Annotated in this window: 16 protein-coding genes and 1 tRNA gene; 8 read left to right on the top strand and 9 right to left on the bottom strand. The window is 67.7% G+C overall.

The features are described from left to right. Positions 1–221 precede the first annotated feature (221 nt). Positions 222–917 (top strand): nitroreductase, encoded by a 696-nt coding sequence (locus ACIO52_RS17855; RefSeq protein WP_402645021.1) that lies wholly within the window; start codon positions 222–224, stop codon positions 915–917. 88 nt (positions 918–1005) lie between these two features. Here the strand turns inward: ACIO52_RS17855 and ACIO52_RS17850 are convergent, their stop codons facing one another. Then, complete coding sequence (locus ACIO52_RS17850) at positions 1006–1470, bottom strand: helix-turn-helix domain-containing protein (protein WP_218718885.1); 465 nt, start codon at positions 1468–1470, stop codon at positions 1006–1008. 808 nt (positions 1471–2278) lie between these two features. Between ACIO52_RS17850 and ACIO52_RS17845 the strand changes: the two genes are divergently transcribed. Beyond that, positions 2279–2677 (top strand): DUF4279 domain-containing protein, encoded by a 399-nt coding sequence (locus tag ACIO52_RS17845; protein WP_218718886.1) that lies wholly within the window; start codon positions 2279–2281, stop codon positions 2675–2677. Positions 2678–2752: 75 nt separating this feature from the next. Here ACIO52_RS17845 and ACIO52_RS17840 read toward each other — a convergent pair whose 3' ends face one another. From ACIO52_RS17840 to aceE, 6 genes are all read right to left on the bottom strand, one after another. After that, positions 2753–4183: an acyl-CoA carboxylase subunit beta gene (locus ACIO52_RS17840; protein ID WP_218718887.1), complete on the bottom strand. Its 1431-nt coding sequence runs from the start codon at positions 4181–4183 to the stop codon at positions 2753–2755. Positions 4184–4388: 205 nt separating this feature from the next. Beyond that, complete coding sequence (locus ACIO52_RS17835) at positions 4389–5639, bottom strand: KasA/KasB family beta-ketoacyl-ACP synthase (protein ID WP_218718888.1); 1251 nt, start codon at positions 5637–5639, stop codon at positions 4389–4391. Between the two features lie 10 nt (positions 5640–5649). Further along, positions 5650–5949, bottom strand: coding sequence for a meromycolate extension acyl carrier protein AcpM (gene acpM, locus ACIO52_RS17830; RefSeq protein ID WP_019046010.1), 300 nt, complete (start codon positions 5947–5949; stop codon positions 5650–5652). A gap of 81 nt (positions 5950–6030) precedes the next feature. Further along, positions 6031–6945, bottom strand: coding sequence for an ACP S-malonyltransferase (locus ACIO52_RS17825; protein ID WP_218718889.1), 915 nt, complete (start codon positions 6943–6945; stop codon positions 6031–6033). Between the two features lie 127 nt (positions 6946–7072). Then, positions 7073–8374, bottom strand: a complete 1302-nt coding sequence (locus ACIO52_RS17820; RefSeq protein ID WP_218718966.1) for a CdaR family transcriptional regulator — start codon at positions 8372–8374, stop codon at positions 7073–7075. Between the two features lie 44 nt (positions 8375–8418). After that, positions 8419–11202 carry a pyruvate dehydrogenase (acetyl-transferring), homodimeric type gene (gene aceE, locus ACIO52_RS17815; RefSeq protein ID WP_394358680.1) on the bottom strand — a complete coding sequence of 928 codons (2784 nt, stop codon included), beginning with the start codon at positions 11200–11202 and terminating at the stop codon, positions 8419–8421. A gap of 492 nt (positions 11203–11694) precedes the next feature. On the opposite strand from aceE, the gene ACIO52_RS17810 reads away from it, so the two are divergent. The 6 genes from ACIO52_RS17810 (at position 11695) to ACIO52_RS17785 (ending at position 15563) form a co-directional block, all read left to right on the top strand. Beyond that, a complete protein-coding gene (locus ACIO52_RS17810) occupies positions 11695–12252 on the top strand; it encodes a hypothetical protein (RefSeq protein WP_316573985.1) in 558 nt (185 codons plus the stop codon). Between the two features lie 117 nt (positions 12253–12369). Further along, on the top strand, positions 12370–12792 hold the full coding sequence (locus tag ACIO52_RS17805) for a DUF3052 domain-containing protein (protein WP_218718892.1): 423 nt from the start codon (positions 12370–12372) through the stop codon (positions 12790–12792). Between the two features lie 73 nt (positions 12793–12865). Continuing rightward, positions 12866–13330: a peroxiredoxin gene (locus ACIO52_RS17800; RefSeq protein WP_218718893.1), complete on the top strand. Its 465-nt coding sequence runs from the start codon at positions 12866–12868 to the stop codon at positions 13328–13330. 32 nt (positions 13331–13362) lie between these two features. After that, a tRNA-Val gene (locus ACIO52_RS17795) sits at positions 13363–13434 on the top strand. A 580-nt stretch (positions 13435–14014) separates the two neighbouring features. Then, positions 14015–14836 carry a hypothetical protein gene (locus ACIO52_RS17790; protein WP_316573984.1) on the top strand — a complete coding sequence of 274 codons (822 nt, stop codon included), beginning with the start codon at positions 14015–14017 and terminating at the stop codon, positions 14834–14836. A 112-nt stretch (positions 14837–14948) separates the two neighbouring features. Then, positions 14949–15563 (top strand): histidine phosphatase family protein, encoded by a 615-nt coding sequence (locus ACIO52_RS17785; protein WP_402645153.1) that lies wholly within the window; start codon positions 14949–14951, stop codon positions 15561–15563. An 80-nt stretch (positions 15564–15643) separates the two neighbouring features. On the opposite strand, the gene ACIO52_RS17780 is transcribed toward ACIO52_RS17785, so the two are convergent. Both ACIO52_RS17780 and ACIO52_RS17775 read right to left on the bottom strand, forming a co-directional pair. Further along, a complete protein-coding gene (locus tag ACIO52_RS17780) occupies positions 15644–15934 on the bottom strand; it encodes a hypothetical protein (RefSeq protein ID WP_316573983.1) in 291 nt (96 codons plus the stop codon). Continuing rightward, positions 15915–16493: an RNA polymerase sigma factor gene (locus ACIO52_RS17775; RefSeq protein ID WP_402645011.1), complete on the bottom strand. Its 579-nt coding sequence runs from the start codon at positions 16491–16493 to the stop codon at positions 15915–15917. The genes ACIO52_RS17780 and ACIO52_RS17775 overlap by 20 nt, the downstream gene beginning before the upstream one ends. Between the last annotated feature and the right edge of the window lie 33 nt (positions 16494–16526).

Here is a 16526-nt window from a genome sequence, read left to right as displayed (position 1 = left end):
GACCAGGGGCTGGCCAATCACGTGCGGTTCGCCGAGATCGGCGGCGCGGGATCGGCATCGGCGTCGCTTTCCGGGTGCTCTCCCGACCTCGCGCCTGAGCGCACCGCGGAACCCGTTCGCACCCGAATTCGTAGGTGCGGGCGGGTTCCGCGTCGCACGCCCGGCTGCTAACGTGGTCTCAAAATGAGACTAGTTCTCCGGATCGACCGAGGAGCCGCGCCATGGCGCCGACCGACCACGACAACGGCGATTTCGCCGCCCTCCAGCGCCTCGCCGACGAGCGCTGGACCTGCAGGCAGTTCCTTCCCGACGAGGTCGACCGGGCGACGATCCACCGGCTGCTGAGCCTGGGCGCGCGCACCCCGTCGTGGTGCAACACCCAGCCGTGGCAGGTCGTCGTCACCGCGGGCGAGGGCACCGAGAGCTTCCGCAAGGCGCTGCTCACCCACATCCAGACCAGCGGCGCCGCACCGGATTTCGAGTTCCCCGCGCAGTACGACGGCATCTACCGGGAGCGCAGGCGTGCCTGCGGCTTCCAGCTCTACGACAGCCTCGGCATCGCCAAGGGCGACCACGAGAACACCATGCGCCAGATGGTGCGCAACTTCGAGTTCTTCGACGCACCCCACGTCGCCGTCGTCACCTCCGAAGCCGACCTGGGCACCTACGGCGCCGTCGACTGCGGCCTCTGGCTCCAGAGCTTCCTCCTCGGCGCCCAGGCCCTCGGCCTCGGCGCCGCCCCCCAGGCCGCCCTGGCCTCCTACTCCCCCTTCATCCGCGAGTACTTCGGCCTCCCGGACCACCGCAAGGTCGTCTTCGGCGTCTCCTTCGGTCACCCCGACCGCACCCACCCCATCAACACCTTCCGCACCACCCGCGCCGCCCTCCCCGACCAGGTCACCTGGCACACCAGCTGACCTCGCTCGAGATCACCACGCGCTGGGGCGACCGGTTCTCTGCCGATGGCACCCCAGAGCATGGTGCGCGTTTGTCCAGGTGATGGCGTCAGGCGGGCCGGGCGGTGGAGGTGATGCCGGGGCCCGGTTCGGGGACGATGTCGCGGGCGGTGACCTCGGCGGCGCACTCGTCGCAGCTGAGGTGGACGTGGGCCTCGCCGGTGCAGCCACGGTGACGGTATTCGACCGGGGGGCCGTCGGGGGCCATGTAGGTGTCGCCCCAGTCGCGGATGGCCATCAGGATCGGATAGATGGCGTGCCCCTTCTCGGTCAGGCGGTATTCCTCGTAGGCGCCGTCCTCGGCGGGCCGCTTCACCAGGATCTCGTGCTCGATCAGCCGGTCGAGACGGTCCTGGAGCCGACCGCGCGAAATCCCGAGCGCGCTCTGGAAGGCGTTGAAGCGCCGGATCCCGGTGAAGCAGTACTTGAGGATCAGCAAGGTCCAGCGGTCCCCGAAGATCACCAACGGCCGCGTGATCGAGCACGGGACCTCGGCGAGTTCTTCGTAGCGCACCCTGCCATTATGCGCGCCCGTTCCCCGAACGCGCGGCGGCGGACAGGTGCGCACGAAGATCATCGTCGGGTTCGACCGCGGCTACCGCCGCCACCCGGTCGACGAATTCTCCGGGCAGGTCGTCGCCGAACCACGTGGTCAGGACACCGGGTGCTACACGTCACAGCCGCACGGAGTAGCCACGGAGTCCGGCCCACACCAGAGGCTCCCCGGTGCCCGGCGCGGCGCGGCACAGCATCGAGAGCACGGATTCGACAATGCCGTCGCTGATGCCTTCCGGACCCCACCGGGGGACCTCGGTTCCCGGGCCGCGAGCGATCCGATCGAGCGGGAGCACTGTGCGGGCGAGTCGGGTTCGCGACGAGTGCCCGCACCGCCGCCACGAGCCCGGCCGCCGACGAGGTCTCGTCCGCGAAGTGATGCGTCTGGACACCGTCCAGCACCTTCGAACTCGGAAAGGTCTGCGCACCGGGCACTTCGTCCGGATACGGATGCCCCTCCCGCGGCCACGGTCCCGGACCGTCCACAGCGGCGAGTGCGAGCGCATGAGCGAGATACGTGGTCTGGTCAGCATCGGGAGCCGGCCACGCGCCGGGGTTCACCGGCAGGGGCGCCCAGCGCCCTTTCCACGAGAATCATTCACGGCCACACCGTAACCGAGTCCCTGCGCCACTTCGCCTGGTCGACAGCGGTTCGGCGCCCGAATTCGTGCGCGCGAAAATCGTTCGGCAACCGGCCGACCGCGTGGTGGGATCTCGCGGTGATCAAGATCCGACAGTATTCCTACTTCGCGCTGTACAGCGAGACGATGACCGCGGCCGATATGACCGTTCACCTGAGCATGGAGCCGGACGAGATCCGGGTGCTGGGAAGCAGGTCCGCGGAGCATCGCCTTCCCCGGTCTCACAGCTGGCAGATCCACCGGCACAGCCCCGAGAGCATCGACGAACAGATCGAGTACCTGATCGACCGGCTGACACCGGTACTCCCCCGCCTGCTCTCCCTGATCGACCGGCCGGATGTCGGCGCGAGTATGCAGGTCGTGCGCCATTACGACGATCCCGATGGTGTCCATGGTGCACCCGGCGGCACAAGTCTGGCCGATGTCCACAACTGGCCGCGTCCACTGGGTTGGCACCTCACGACGGCCGTGCTCGAGTTCCTGGTGGCGACCGGAGCGGAGCTCGATATCGATGAATACAACTGAGGTGGGCGTGAAACGGCCGTCGGCTCGTCCTGATGCAGGACGAGCCGACGGGCGGGTAGGACTACCGCGCTGGGGTCAGAGCGGGATGTTCTTGTGGTGGCTCTTGCGGGCCGGGGCCGAGGCCAGGGCCGCGGCGATGATGCTGCGGGTCTTGGCGGGGTCGATGACCTCGTCGACGACGCCGATGGCCACGGCGCGTTCGACGCCGCCGGCGATCTGCTCGTGCTCGGCGGTCAGGCGCTCGTGGAGGGCTTCGCGCTCGTCCTCGGGGGCGGCCGCGAGTGCCTTCTTGTGCAGGATGCCGACCGCGGCCTTGGCGCCCATGACGGCGACTTCGGAACCGGGCCAGGCGTACACGGCGGTGGCGCCCAGGGAGCGGGCGTTCATCGCGATGTAGGCGCCGCCGTAGATCTTGCGGGTCACCAGGGTGACGCGCGGGACGCGGGCCTCGGCGAAGGCGTGCAGCAGCTTCGCGCCGCGGCGGACGACGCCCTCGAGTTCCTGGCCGACGCCGGGCAGGTAGCCGGGGACGTCGGTGACCACGATCAGCGGGATGCCGAACGCGTCGCACAGGCGCACGAAACGCGAAGCCTTCTCGGCGCTTTCGGAGTTCAGGCAGCCGCCGAGGCGCAGCGGGTTGTTGGCGAGCACGCCGACGGTGCGGCCGCCGAGACGGCCGAGGCCGACGACCATGCTGCGGGCGTAACCACCCTGCAGTTCCTCGAAGGAGGATTCGCCGTCGACGTTGTCGAGCAGCTCGTGGATGATCGGCTTCACGTCGTAGGCGCGCTTGGCCGAGGCGGGCAGCATCGCCTTCAGGTCGACGTCACCGTGCTCGGCGACGGCCTGATCGAATTCGCCCTGCTCAGCGAACATCGAGACCAGCCGGCGAGCGCGATGCATGGCATCGGCCTCGTCGTCGGCGGCGATGTGGCACACGCCCGACTTCTTGAAGTGTGTGGTGGGACCACCGAGGGTCTCCATGTCGACGTTCTCGCCGGTCACCGAACGCACCACGTCCGGACCGGTGACGAAGACACGGCCCTCGGGCGCCATGATGACGATGTCGGTGAGCGCGGGGCCGTACGCGGCGCCACCGGCGGCGAAGCCGAGCACCACGGAAATCTGGGGAACCAGGCCGGACGCGCGGACCATGGCCTCGAAGACCAGGCCTACCGCGTGCAGGGCCTCGACGCCCTCGGCCAGGCGAGCGCCACCGGAGTGCCACAGGCCGACGACCGGGAGGCCGGAATCGATGGCGGTGTCGATCGCGTCGACGATGTGCTTGCAGCCCTCGACGCCCATCGCGCCGCCCATGACGGTGGCATCCGAGCAGTAGGCCACGGTGCGGACACCGTCGACTTCGCCGATCGCGGCCAGCACACCGGACTTGTCCCGCGGGTGCAGCGGAAGCACCGTGCCGGGATCGAAGAACCGCTGCAGGCGGCCGAGCGGGTCGCGCGGATCGGTCGTCGTGTCGTGAAACGCGGGAGCAATGATGGTCATCGCGTTCGTCTCCTGCCTTCGAAGAAGAGTTGCCGCTGCGGCGGCTGCGTATGGCGAACCGCCGGTGGGGTCGAACCATTCAGTTGGCGCGAACCCCACCGGGGATCGTGAATGCAGTCGATCGGTGCGGCTGTATCAACCAGCCCGACCTGGAGGGCCTACGTGGTGACGCAAGCTGCCTCCTTCGGCCCTTGACCAGGTCGAGCTATGCCCGACCGAAGGCGAGCGCGACGTTGTGCCCACCGAATCCGAAGGAGTTGTTGATCGCGTACTCGATTTCCTGGTGACGGGCCTGCCCGTGCACCACGTCGAGATCGATCTCCGGATCCTGGTTGTCCAGGTTCAGCGTCGGCGGAACGACGCCGTCCCTGATGGCGAGCACGGTGAGCACGGACTCGAGGGCACCGACGGCGCCGATCGAGTGGCCCAGTGCCGACTTCGGCGCGTAGACCGAAGCGTGGTTGCCCACGGCCAGGTTGATCGCGTTGGCCTCGGCGGTGTCGCCGATGGGGGTCGCGGTCGCGTGGGCGTTGATGTGGGTGATGTCCTGCTTGGTCAGACCGGCGGTCTGGATCGCGCGGGTCATCGCCCTGGCCGCACCGGTGCCCGCGGGATCGGGGGCGACCAGGTGGAAGCCGTCGGACGTGATGCCCGCACCCAGCAGTCGAGCGTGGATGGTGGCACCGCGAGCCTTGGCGTGCTCCTCGGTCTCGATGACCATCAGCGCGCCCGCTTCGCCGAAGACGAAGCCGTCACGATCCTTGTCGAACGGACGCGAGGCGCCCTTCGGATCGTCGTTGCGAGTACTCATCGCGCGCATCATGGAGAACGCGGCGATCGGCACCGAGTCGATGAAGCCCTCGACGCCACCGGTGACGACGATGTCGGCGTCACCCATCACGATCATCCGCCACGCGTTGGCGATGGCCTCCGAACCCGACGAGCACGCCGAGACCGGAGTGACCACTCCCGCCCTGGCCTTCAGCTCGAGACCGACGACGGCCGACGGACCGTTCGGCATGACCATCTGAACAGCCAGCGGCGAGATCTTGCGATAGCCGCCGTTCTTCAGCTTGTCGACCGAGTCGATCAGCGCGTCGCCACCACCGAGACCGGTGCCGATCGCGACGCCCAGGCGGTCGGGGTCGACCTCCGGGCTGCCCGCGTTCTTCCACACCTCGCGACCGAGGACGGTCGCCAGGCGCTCGACATACGCCATCCGGCGGATCTCGACCCGGCTCAGCAGGGTGTCGGGGCTGACTTTCAGGTGACCGCCGATACGCACCGGCAGGTCGTATTCCTCGATGAAGGAATCCTCGAGAACGTCGATTCCGCTCTCACCGTTGAGGAGTCCCTTCCACGTCGCATCGACATCACCCGCGATCGACGTGGTCGCCGCCATGCTGGTGACGACGACGTTGGGGAAATTCCCGTTCAAGGTGGAAGGAGTGGTCACTGGTTCAGCCCTACTCGGCGTCGAACTTGGCCTTGAGCTCCGCGGCGGCGTCGGAGTTCTCCGCCTCGAGCTTCTGGATGTAGGAGACAGCGTCACCCACGGTCTTCAGGCTGGCGAGATCCTCGTCGGGGATCTTGACGCCGTACTTGTCCTCGGTCTGCACAGCGATCTCGACCATGGACAGCGAGTCGATGTCCAGGTCGTCGACGAAGGACTTCTCGATGGTCACCTCGGAGGGTTCGATACCCGTAACCTCTTCGATGATCTTGCCGAGTTCTTCGACGATCTGTTCCTGGGTCAGAGCGGCCACTTTGGTGGCTCCCTTCTTGTTCTCATTTGTAGGGGTCTTGTACGGCCGGCACTTCGTCGTGCGCGACCGCCGGGGGGAAAGCTAGCCGGAGATGGTCAGTTCGACCAACGCGGGGAGGTCTTCCGGAGTCTTCAGGGCCAGGTTGGGCGTGCCCTTCAGCTCCCGCTTGGCGATACCGACGAGGGTGCCCGCCGGCGGCAGTTCGGCCACCGCCGAGACGCCCGCCTCGCGAACGGTCTCGGTGCACAGGTCCCAGCGCACGGGGCGAGTGACCTGGGCGGCGAGCTTGTCGATCGCGTCGGCGCCCGAGGTGACCGGCTTGCCGTCGAAGTTCGACAGCAGCGTCCGGATCGGGTCGCTCGGCGAGATCTGAGCGATGGCATCGGCGACAGCAGCCTGGGCCGGGGCCATGAAAACGGTGTGGAACGCACCGGCGACGGGCAATGCGCGGACCCGTGCCTTCTCCGGCGGGTTCGCGGCGAGCTCCGCCAGAGCTTCCAAGCGACCCGCCGCCACGATCTGGCCGACCGCGTTGCGGTTGGCCGGGACGAGATCGAGCTCGGCGAGCCGTGCGAGCACGGTGGCTTCGTCACCACCGAGCACAGCGGACATACCGGTCGGCTCCTGCGCGCACGCCTTGGCCATCTCCCGGCCGCGGATGGCGGCCAGGGTGACCGCTTCGTCGGCAGTGATGACGCCGGCGACAGCGGCCGCGGCGAATTCGCCGACCGAGTGTCCGGCGACGATGGTATCCGCCGGGATCGCCTCGGGGGCGATTTCGGCGAACGCGAGCAGTGCGGCCGCGACGACGAGCGGCTGGGTCACCGCCGTGTCGACGATCTCCTCGGCCGTCGCGGTGGTACCGAGACGGACCAGGTCGAGGCCGGCGGCCTTCGACCACAGCTCGAGGCGGTCGGTCGCACCGGGGAGGGCGAGCCAGGGCGCGAGCATGCCGGGTGTCTGGGACCCCTGTCCAGGGGTGAACAACGCGATCACTCCCTAAGAAAACACTGTGACCCCCGCCGCACGAGATGTCGGCGCGAATGAAGCTTTCGAACGGGTTTTGTAGGGGTCCCACAAAATCCGAGGTGGAGTGTCCCGATCGACCGATTCCCCGATCTCGTTACAGGGGGTCGTAGCCCACTGGGGTAGGCGGTGTTTCTGTGACGGAGGGTGACGATTCGTTATGCGTTCGTGTCAAACGGCCCACGGTGGCCGCGATTCGGAGCACATACGCGTCTCGGGGATTCATGGGATCACGTCCGGTGATCTCGCCGATTCGTTTGAGACGGTACCGAACGGTATTTGGATGGACGTACAGCTGACGCGCGCACGTTTCTACTGCTCCACCACAATCCAGATAGGCGTCGAGTGTGTCGGATAACGAAGATCCGGCAGCAGCCAACGGGAGCACAAGATACTCGTTCAGCGCCTCGATCGCAGCTCTATCGCCCAGCAGGGCGCGTTCGGGGAGCAATTCCGAGGCGTGAACGGGCCTTGGCGCGGCGCGCCAGCCCACCACGGCCTCCATTCCGGCCAGCGCCTCGATCGCGCTGGCGTGCGCGGCGCCCAGTGTCCGCATGGTCGGGCCGATCACCACCGGGCCGTCGGAGAAGACGTCGGCCAGCAGATCGGACAGGAAGGGCGAGCCGATCCCGGCGTCGCCGAGATGCCCGCTGACCACCATCACCAGCCGCGCGCCCTGCACGACCGCCAGCGCGGCCCTGCCGTGCCGGGTCGCGATGGTGTGCACCGCGCCGACCGTCGACACGCCCTGATCGGCGGGCGGCGTACCGACGAGCACCGTGGCGGGCGCGGTGGCGTCCCAGTTCAACGTGGCGGCCCGGGAGAGCATGTCGGGACCGGTGTCGCCGCGGACGACCGCGTCGACCACCAGCGCCTCCAGGCGGGTGTCCCACGCGCCGCGCGACTCCGCGGCGCTGGCGTACACCGAGGCGGCCGCGAAACCGAGCTCACGCCCGTATCGCAGCACCGCCTCGGTGAGCGCGACCAACTGCCGGTCGTTGCGCGCCAGCGCGGGCAGCCACTGCTCGAAGAAGTCCATGGCCACCCGGACCATGTCCACGGTCTGGCGCAGCGTCAGCCGCCGCGCCAGATCCTGCGGAATCACCTGGAACGCGTCCAGGCTGAAGCGGATATCGGAATCGGGATCCTGCAACCACTCCAGGAAGTTCACGACCGCCGTCTGCACCAGCATCTGGACGCCCGCGCGCTGCGCGGCGTCCAGATCGGCGAAGAACGGCAGCCGGTCCTGCATCGACCCCACCGCCTCGGTCGACAGCCGGCCCGAGAACTGCTTGACCCGCTTGAGCAGCGTGTCGGGCAGCGGATCACGGGTCTGCCGATTCGGGGACAGTGCCCCGGTCGGCAGGTAGACCTCGTGTTCGCTGGTGCCCTCGGTGATCCGACGGGGCCGCGGCGGTTTGCGCTCCACAGTCCAATAGTCCGCTACGCGAGTTCCTCGGCCGCGTCCGCACTGGGCTTCGGCGCGGCGGAGACGTCGTCGATGCGGTATTTCGCCGCCGCCTCGACCGCCTTCGCCTTGTCCAGCGTGCCGTCCTTGACCAGGCCCTCGAGCACCGCGACCACGATCGACTGCGCGTCGACGTTGAACACCCGGCGGGCGGCCGGGCGGGTGTCGGAGAAGCCGAACCCGTCGGTGCCCAGGGTGATGTAGTCGCCGGGCACCCACTGCCGGATCTGATCGGAGACCGCGCGCATCCAGTCCGTGGCGGCCACGACCGGGCCCTGCGTCGGCGCGAGCGCCTGGGTGACGTAGGGCACGCCCGGATCGGTGTCGGGGTGCTTGAGCGCCTGGATCTCCTTGTCCAGCGCCTCCCTGCGCAGCTCGCCGAACGAGGTGACCGACCACACGTCGGCGGCCACGCCCCACTCCTGCGCCAGAATCTCCTGGGCGCGCAGACCGTCGGGCACGGTCACGCCGGAGACGAGGATCTGGGCGCGGATGCTGCCCTCACCACCGCGCTGGTACAGGTACAGACCCTTGAGCAGACCGGCCACGTCGAGGTCGTCCGGCTCGGCGGGCTGCTGGTAGGGCTCGTTGTACAGGGTGATGTAGTAGAAGATGTTCTCCCCGGCGAAGGCGCCGCTCTCCGGCGGATTCGTGCCGGGCAGCGGGCTGGTCTCGGGGGTCGTTCCGCCGTACATCCGGCGCAGGCCGTCGCGCATGATGTGCGCGATCTCGAACGAGAACGCCGGGTCGTAGGTCACCACGGCCGGATTGGTCGACGCCAGCAGCAGCGACTGTCCGTCGTTGTGTTGCAGGCCCTCGCCGGTCAGCGTGGTGCGGCCCGCAGTGGCACCGAGGACGAAACCGCGCGCCAGCTGGTCGGCGGCGGCCCAGAAGCTGTCGCCGGTGCGCTGGAACCCGAACATCGAATAGAAGATGTAGAGCGGGATCATCGGCTCGCCGTGGGTGGCGTAGGAGGTGCCCGCCGCGGTGAAGGTCGCGGTGGAACCGGCCTCGTTGATGCCCTCGTGCATGATCTGGCCGACGGTGCTCTCCTTGTAGGCGAGCATCAGTTCCGCGTCGACCGAGGTGTAGAGCTGACCGTTGCGGTTGTAGATCTTCAGCGTGGGGAACCACGAGTCCATGCCGAAGGTGCGGGCCTCGTCCGGGATGATCGGCACGATGCGCTTGCCGATCTCCTTGTCGCGCAGCAGTTCCTTGACCAGGCGGACCAGCGCCATGGTGGTGGCGACCTTCTGCTTACCCGAGCCCTTGCGCACCGAGCGATACGCCTCGTCGCCGGGCAGCGTCAGCGGCTTGGCGGCCGAGCGGCGCTCCGGCACGAAACCACCGAGCGACTGACGCCGGCTCAGCATGTACTGGATGGCCGGGTTGTCCATGCCGGGGTGGTAGTAGGGCGGCAGGTACGGATCTTTCTCCAGCTCGGCGTCCGTGATCGGGATGCGCTGCAGATCGCGGAAGTCCTTGAGGTCCTGCAACGCCAGCTTCTTCATCTGGTGGGTGGCGTTGCGGCCCTCGAAGTGCTTGCCGAGGGTGTAGCCCTTGATCGTCTTGGCCAGGATCACCGTCGGCTGACCCTTGTGCGCCATCGCCGCCGCGTAGGCCGCGTAGACCTTGCGGTAGTCGTGACCGCCACGCTTGAGGTTCCAGATGTCGCTGTCGGACATGTTCTGGACCAGCGCCTTGGTCCGCGGGTCGCGACCGAAGAAGTGGTCGCGCACGTAGGCGCCGTCGTTGGCCTTGTACGTCTGGAAGTCACCGTCGGGGGTGGTGTTCATCAGGTTCACCAGCGCGCCGTCGCGGTCGGCGCCCAGCAGCGCGTCCCACTCGCGGCCCCAGACCACCTTGATGACGTTCCAGCCCGCGCCGCGGAAGAACGACTCCAGCTCCTGGATGATCTTGCCGTTACCGCGCACCGGCCCGTCGAGCCGCTGCAGATTGCAGTTGATCACGAAGGTCAGGTTGTCGAGCGCCTCGTTGGCGGCCACCTGGATCAGGCCGCGCGACTCGGGCTCGTCCATCTCGCCGTCGCCGAGGAAGGCCCAGACATGCTGGTCGGAGGTGTCCTTGATACCGCGGTCGTGCAGGTAGTGGTTGAACCGCGCCTGGTAGATCGCGTTCATCGGGCCCAAGCCCATCGACACCGTCGGGAACTCCCAGAAGTCCGGCATCAACCGCGGGTGCGGGTAGGACGGCAGGCCGTGGCCCGGTCCGCCGTGGCTGTATTCCTGCCGGAAACCGTCGAGCCGGTCGGTGCTCAGGCGGCCCTCGAGGAAGGCGCGGGCGTAGATGCCGGGCGAGGCGTGGCCCTGGATGTAGATGTGGTCGCCGCCGCCGGGATGGTCCTTGCCGCGGAAGAAGTGGTTGAAGCCCACCTCGTAGAGCGCCGCCGACGACGCGTAGGTGGAGATGTGGCCGCCGACGCCGATGCCGGGGCGCTGCGCGCGGTGCACCATGATCGCGGCGTTCCACCGGATCCAGGCGCGGTAGCGGCGCTCGACCTCCTCGTCGCCGGGGAACCAGGGCTCGTTCTCGGTGGGGATCGTGTTGACGTAGTCGGTGGAGGTGAGCGCGGGGATCGAGACGCGACGCTCGCCGGCGCGCTCGAGCAGTCGCAGCATCAGGTACCGGGCGCGGCCCGGCCCTTCGCGGTCGAGCATGTCGTCGAAGGATTCCAGCCATTCGCTGGTCTCCTCGGGGTCGATATCCGGAAGATACGACGCCACTCCCTCGCGGATCACCCGAACCCGCTCACCGGTAGGTCTGGTGGCGGACTCGGCGCCTGCGGCGGGTGCCGCCGCGGCGGGATCGTTCGCGGAATTCGCTGACACAGAGTGGATCAGGTCGGTCAAATCTGCTCCTCGTACTGGGGGCTGAACTGCTTGTTGGCGTCGCTATCCCCGGGCCTGCCCGCTTGGTGTGCGGGCCACCCGTCACGAAAGTTTCGGGCGCACCTTTCATCCTTACCGAAAAGGCAGCCCGGGTCATCCCTCCCGAGCAGGTACTGCCCGGTATTTCGCTGGACCACAGCCTGACGCTCCCCCAGCGGCCCGTGCCCCGGGCGACAGCGGCGCGAAACCGGCCGCCGCACCACCTCGCGGACACCCCTCATTCATATCACTTCCCTATGGATTCCGGACCGGCCGAAGTCGCAGCGCAGCGCCGATCCACGTGTCCGCGGAATCCACTAAGTTCTGCAGGGGAAGCAACCGAGTGAGAGGGATCGGGGAACGATGAGGCTGCTGGACGTGCGCCGGCTCGGGCTGGTCTGTGCCGCTGTCGCCGTGACCGCGGGCATGGTCGTGGCCGGCTGCGCCGAACAGGTGCCCGGCGCCGCGACCACCGATCCCGCCGAGGTCGCCGCGTACAAGACCTCCGCGGCCGCGTCCGCCTCGGCGGCCGCCGCCGCCAAGGCCGCCGCCGCGCAGACCAAGGCGATCAGCGACAACTGCACCCAGTTCCCGACCACGACCGGTGCGGGCGTCACCGCCTTCAACGAGTTCGTCACCGCCCACGACCGCAACGCTCCCGACTACGCCGACAAGCGCGAGGCGGCGGCCACCACCCTCGACAACGCCGCGACCAAGGTCGAGTCCGGCGTCACCGCCGCGGCGGGGGCGCTGCCCGCCGATCTCGCCGAGAAGTTCACCGCCTACGTCGTCGCCGCGCGCGAACTGTCGGCGGAGACCAGAAAAATGACCTACAGCTCCCAGGTGACCCGGCTCAACGACGCCAGTCGCAAGATCAACCAGGCCCGCACCGCGGTCCACGACGCCTGCCCGAGCCGCTGAATTCGTCCCGCCGACACGCGGCATACGGTCCCAATTCACCCGATCGGCTTGCGCTGCGGCCGATAACCATGTTCGCTTGCACCTATCTACTGTCGGCAGTTTAGGGAGGACACCACCGTGGTCGCCGCGGCGGACGCGCAGAACTACGCTCAGAAGCTTGGCATTTCTCACGGCTTGGTCGTTCAGGAATTGGGCTGGGACGAGGACACCGACGACGACTTGCGCGCCGAGATCGAGGAGGTCAGCGGCGGCGAGATGGTCGACGAGGACTCCGACGAGGTCGTGGACGCCGTCCTGTTGTGGTGGCGAGAAGGTGACGGCGATCTGGCCGACGAGCTGATGGATGCCATCAGCCCGCTGGCCGACGAAGGCTTCATCTGGGTCCTCACCCCCAAGACCGGTCAACCGGGCCATGTCGATCCGAGCGAGATCGCCGAAGCCGCGCCCACGGCCGGCCTGACCCAGACATCCACTATCAGCCTCGGCAGCTGGACGGGCTCGCGCCTGGTCCAGCCGAAGGCACCGTCCAAACAGCGCTGAATCCGCCGTTCGCTAAGGTCTCAGCCGGACGAGAACGCTCGGCTGAGACCCGACACGACGGAGGATTCGCTGTATGCCGCTAGAGGTTGGCACTCTCGCGCCGGACTTCACGCTCAAGGACCAGAACAACCAGCCTGTCTCGCTGTCGGATTACCGCGGCAAGAAGAACGTCCTGCTGGTGTTCTATCCGCTCGCCTTCACCGGCATCTGCCAGGGCGAGCTGTGCAAAGTGCGTGACGAACTGCCCAAGTTCCAGAACGACGACGCCGAGATCCTCGCGATCTCCGTCGGACCCCCACCCACCCACAAGATCTGGGCCGCCGAACAGGGCTACCTGTTCCCGCTGCTGTCCGATTTCTGGCCGCACGGCGCCGTCACCCAGGCCTACGACGTCTTCAACGAGAAGTCCGGTTACCCCAACCGCGGCACCTTCGTCGTCGACAAGTCCGGTTACATCACTTTCGCGGAGATGAACGGGCCCGGAGAGGCCCGTGACCAGGCGGCTTGGGAGAAAGCGCTCGCCGCGCTAGATTCATAAACCGTCACCGCCGGTTCCCGCCGGCGGTGCCAGGGCGTATAGCTCAGCGGTAGAGCACTGGTTTTACACACCAGCGGTCGGGGGTTCGATCCCCTCTGCGCCCACAGAAGATGTTGCAGGTAGACGATCCGCTCGCGGCTTGCGACGTATGCCCCACGTCGCCCACGTGGGGCAGAGAACCCCAACTTTACGCGCTGCTCCTAGAACTCCGGGTCCACAGTCCGTAGCAAACGAGCAGGTCGCTTATCCGCTGTTGGTCGCGCCAGACCTGCGGATCGTCCGGGTCAAGGCCAGCGGCGATAAGAGCTTCACGGTCGACAGCGTCCATTCCCATGTTCAGGTTGGACGGCGCTCATGCCTGGACGGTTGCGGCGGCGATCTGACTGTCCACTGTTTGACGTCACCGCGGAGTCAGCGCCCGTGGCGAACACCACTGCTCGACATCGAGGCGGCCGCGCCCGTTCGCAGTCGCCACGCTGCATGAAACTCTCGCAATCCAAGCGCCGCGGACGGGGCTTCTTGGCCGGGCGCCGCAGCCACTTCGCGGCCTGTACACGTTCCGATGCTCTACACGGACCGATTCGATCAATGCGGGAAGTGCCAGCAGAGCCACGCTTGTCGCGCGCTGCGAGTCGCAGACCGAACCGATTGGTCATAGTGAGGTTCTGTGGTCAAAATGACGTTGTGGACCTTGCTGGAACGCAGACCGGTGAACACGTACTCCTCGCCGCAGTCGCCCACGCGCGCACAGAGTTCGGCGAGAATTTGGCAGCGTGCTACGCCATCGGAAGCCTCGCCCATGGCGGCTTCGCACCGCTCGTCAGCGACGTCGACCTCGTAACCGTGCTGAACGATGGCGATGCAGAGGTAAAAGAAGGAATTCTCCGTGTCACCGATGCCGTCCGGCAGCAGTTCGAAAGCCCACTGGCGCAGCGACTGTCCGTCTTCTGGTCCGACTGGTCCGGCGTTCGATCCGGCGCCGGCCCGACACATCGGCTCCCCGCGATCGACCGCCTGGACCTGCTGGAGTCGGGCCGATTGCTGTATGGCCAGGACAATCGTCAACCGGCCACCGTGCCCACCCATAACGAATTGATCATCGACTCGGCAGAATTTGCGCTGAGCAAGATCGACGAAAGCTACCGCGCGGATCTGCACCATCCGTCGCGACTTGTCGCCGCAGGCACACGCGCGGTCACCAAGAAGACACTGTTCCCGGTCAGGTTCCTCTACACCCTCGCTACCAGCAAGATCGGCCGCAACCAGGACGCGATCGAATGGTACCGAGGGCGGTCCTATCAACTGGTGCAAGCGGCAGCTCGGTGGCGAAACGAGGGGCTCGACGCAACCGCTGATGCACTGCTCGCCGTCCATCTGAACGAGTTGTATATCGAATTCGTCGACGCCTACATCGACGCCGCCACAACTCTGAACCAAGCCGACTACACGCTGCGACTCATCCAGCTCCGTGGATACCTTGTGAAGGAAGCCGAGAATGGTCGGTGACCGATTCCTGCATGACACTCGGCGTCCCACCGCAATCGCCAGACACGAACCGCGCCACACTGCGGTCGGCTTGACTTTCCCACTCCCCACCTATGTGCGCACCGTCTACGTCGTGACGCATCCGGAAGCGACGCACCACGTCGACCATCTGGTGGGCGGCTGGTACGACTCCGCGCTCACCCCCGCCGGACTGCGTGACGCCGAAGCGATCGCCGCCGCCGTGCGCGCGCGCATCCCCGCCGACGCCGAGGTCGAGTTGTACTCCTCCGATCTCCGGCGCACCGCGCAGACCGCCGGCGCCCTCGCCGCGTGGCTGGGAGTCGTTGCGACCCTGGACGACCGACTCCGCGAGAAGTCCTACGGCGAAGCGGGCGGGCGCCCCCAGCGATGGCTCGACGACCGCTTCCGGCCACCCCCACCCGTCGGCGACCGCATGAACCACGACGAGGGCATCCCCGGCGCCGAAACCAAAGCCGCTCTCGCCCAACGCATCTACACCGTCATGGACGACATCCTCACCAGCGACTGCCGCCACCAGGTCATCGTCACCCACGGCGGCGCACTGACTTTCGTCCTCACGTCCTGGATCCGCATGCCCCTCGAGTCAGCGGGCTACGCCCACTTCCACGCCACCCCCGGCGGCATCACCGAACTCCGCGAAGACCCCTACTTCCACAACCGCCGAATCCACACCCTCGACGACACCCGCCATCTCGCCCCGCGATGAGCAGGGGCGGATCAGGCGCCGGGCAGGGGGCAGCGTGCCCCGCGGTGATGGTGTGGGGCACGCTGCGATCCGGTGCGGGACTACGAGGCGACCTTGTCGCGGTCGGCGACGGTGAGGGTGCAGACGCCCCCTTCGCAGGAGCGCCGCAGCTTGCCTCGGGACAGGGTCTGCATCAGGCCGATCGCCCAGCAGGTCGGACAGCCGCGCAGGGCGAACAGGCCGACGGGCAGGAGCAGGAGGCTGAGCAGGCCGGTGATCGGGATGAGGGCGACGGAGCCGGTCAGGGCGAGGAAGCCCAGGGCGCCGCGCAGTAGGTGGACGGGCAGCGAGGAGCTCGCGTAGTCGGGCGTGTCAGGTTTCGTTCCGGTCATCGTGTCCTCCTGGATCCGGGTGGGTGACGGTGTGCAGGGATTCCCGGACGGTCGCGCGGGCGCGGTGCAGGCGGGATTTCATGGCGGCCGTGCTGAGGCCGAGGGCGTCGGCGACCATCCGCCCGCTGTAGCCCTGGATGTCGCGCATGATCAGCACCTGGCGCTGATCGGCGGGCAGGGCGGCGACCGCGGCCGCGACCCGGCCCGCTTCCAGGCGCTGTAACACCTCGTCTTCGGCGGAGGCGACCGCGGCGATCTCCGGCGACACCGGCGTATGGTCCCGCATCCCCTTGCGTGCCCGTCGCAGGCACTCGTTGCGCACGATGCGGAACATCCACGACGCGAGCGCCCCGGAGGCCCGCAGCATCCCGATCTTGCGATACAGGATGATCAGCGCCTCCTGCGCCGCGTCCTCCGCGTCCTCCGGGGTGGCGCACAGAGATCGCGCGAAGCGCTGGATGTTGGGGTGCGAGCCCGACACCAGCGCCGCGATCGAATCGACGTCACCGCCCTGCGCGGCGACGATCAGCTGATGGCCGGGCCAGCTCGCCTCAGCCACGCCCGGCTCGTTTGCGCCGCACGACGACCATGC

Origin of the sequence: Nocardia sp. NPDC087230, assembly GCF_044744725.1 — a bacterium.
In the GTDB taxonomy this organism is placed as follows: domain Bacteria; phylum Actinomycetota; class Actinomycetes; order Mycobacteriales; family Mycobacteriaceae; genus Nocardia; species Nocardia canadensis.
This window is presented reverse-complemented; position numbering and strand designations above follow the sequence as displayed.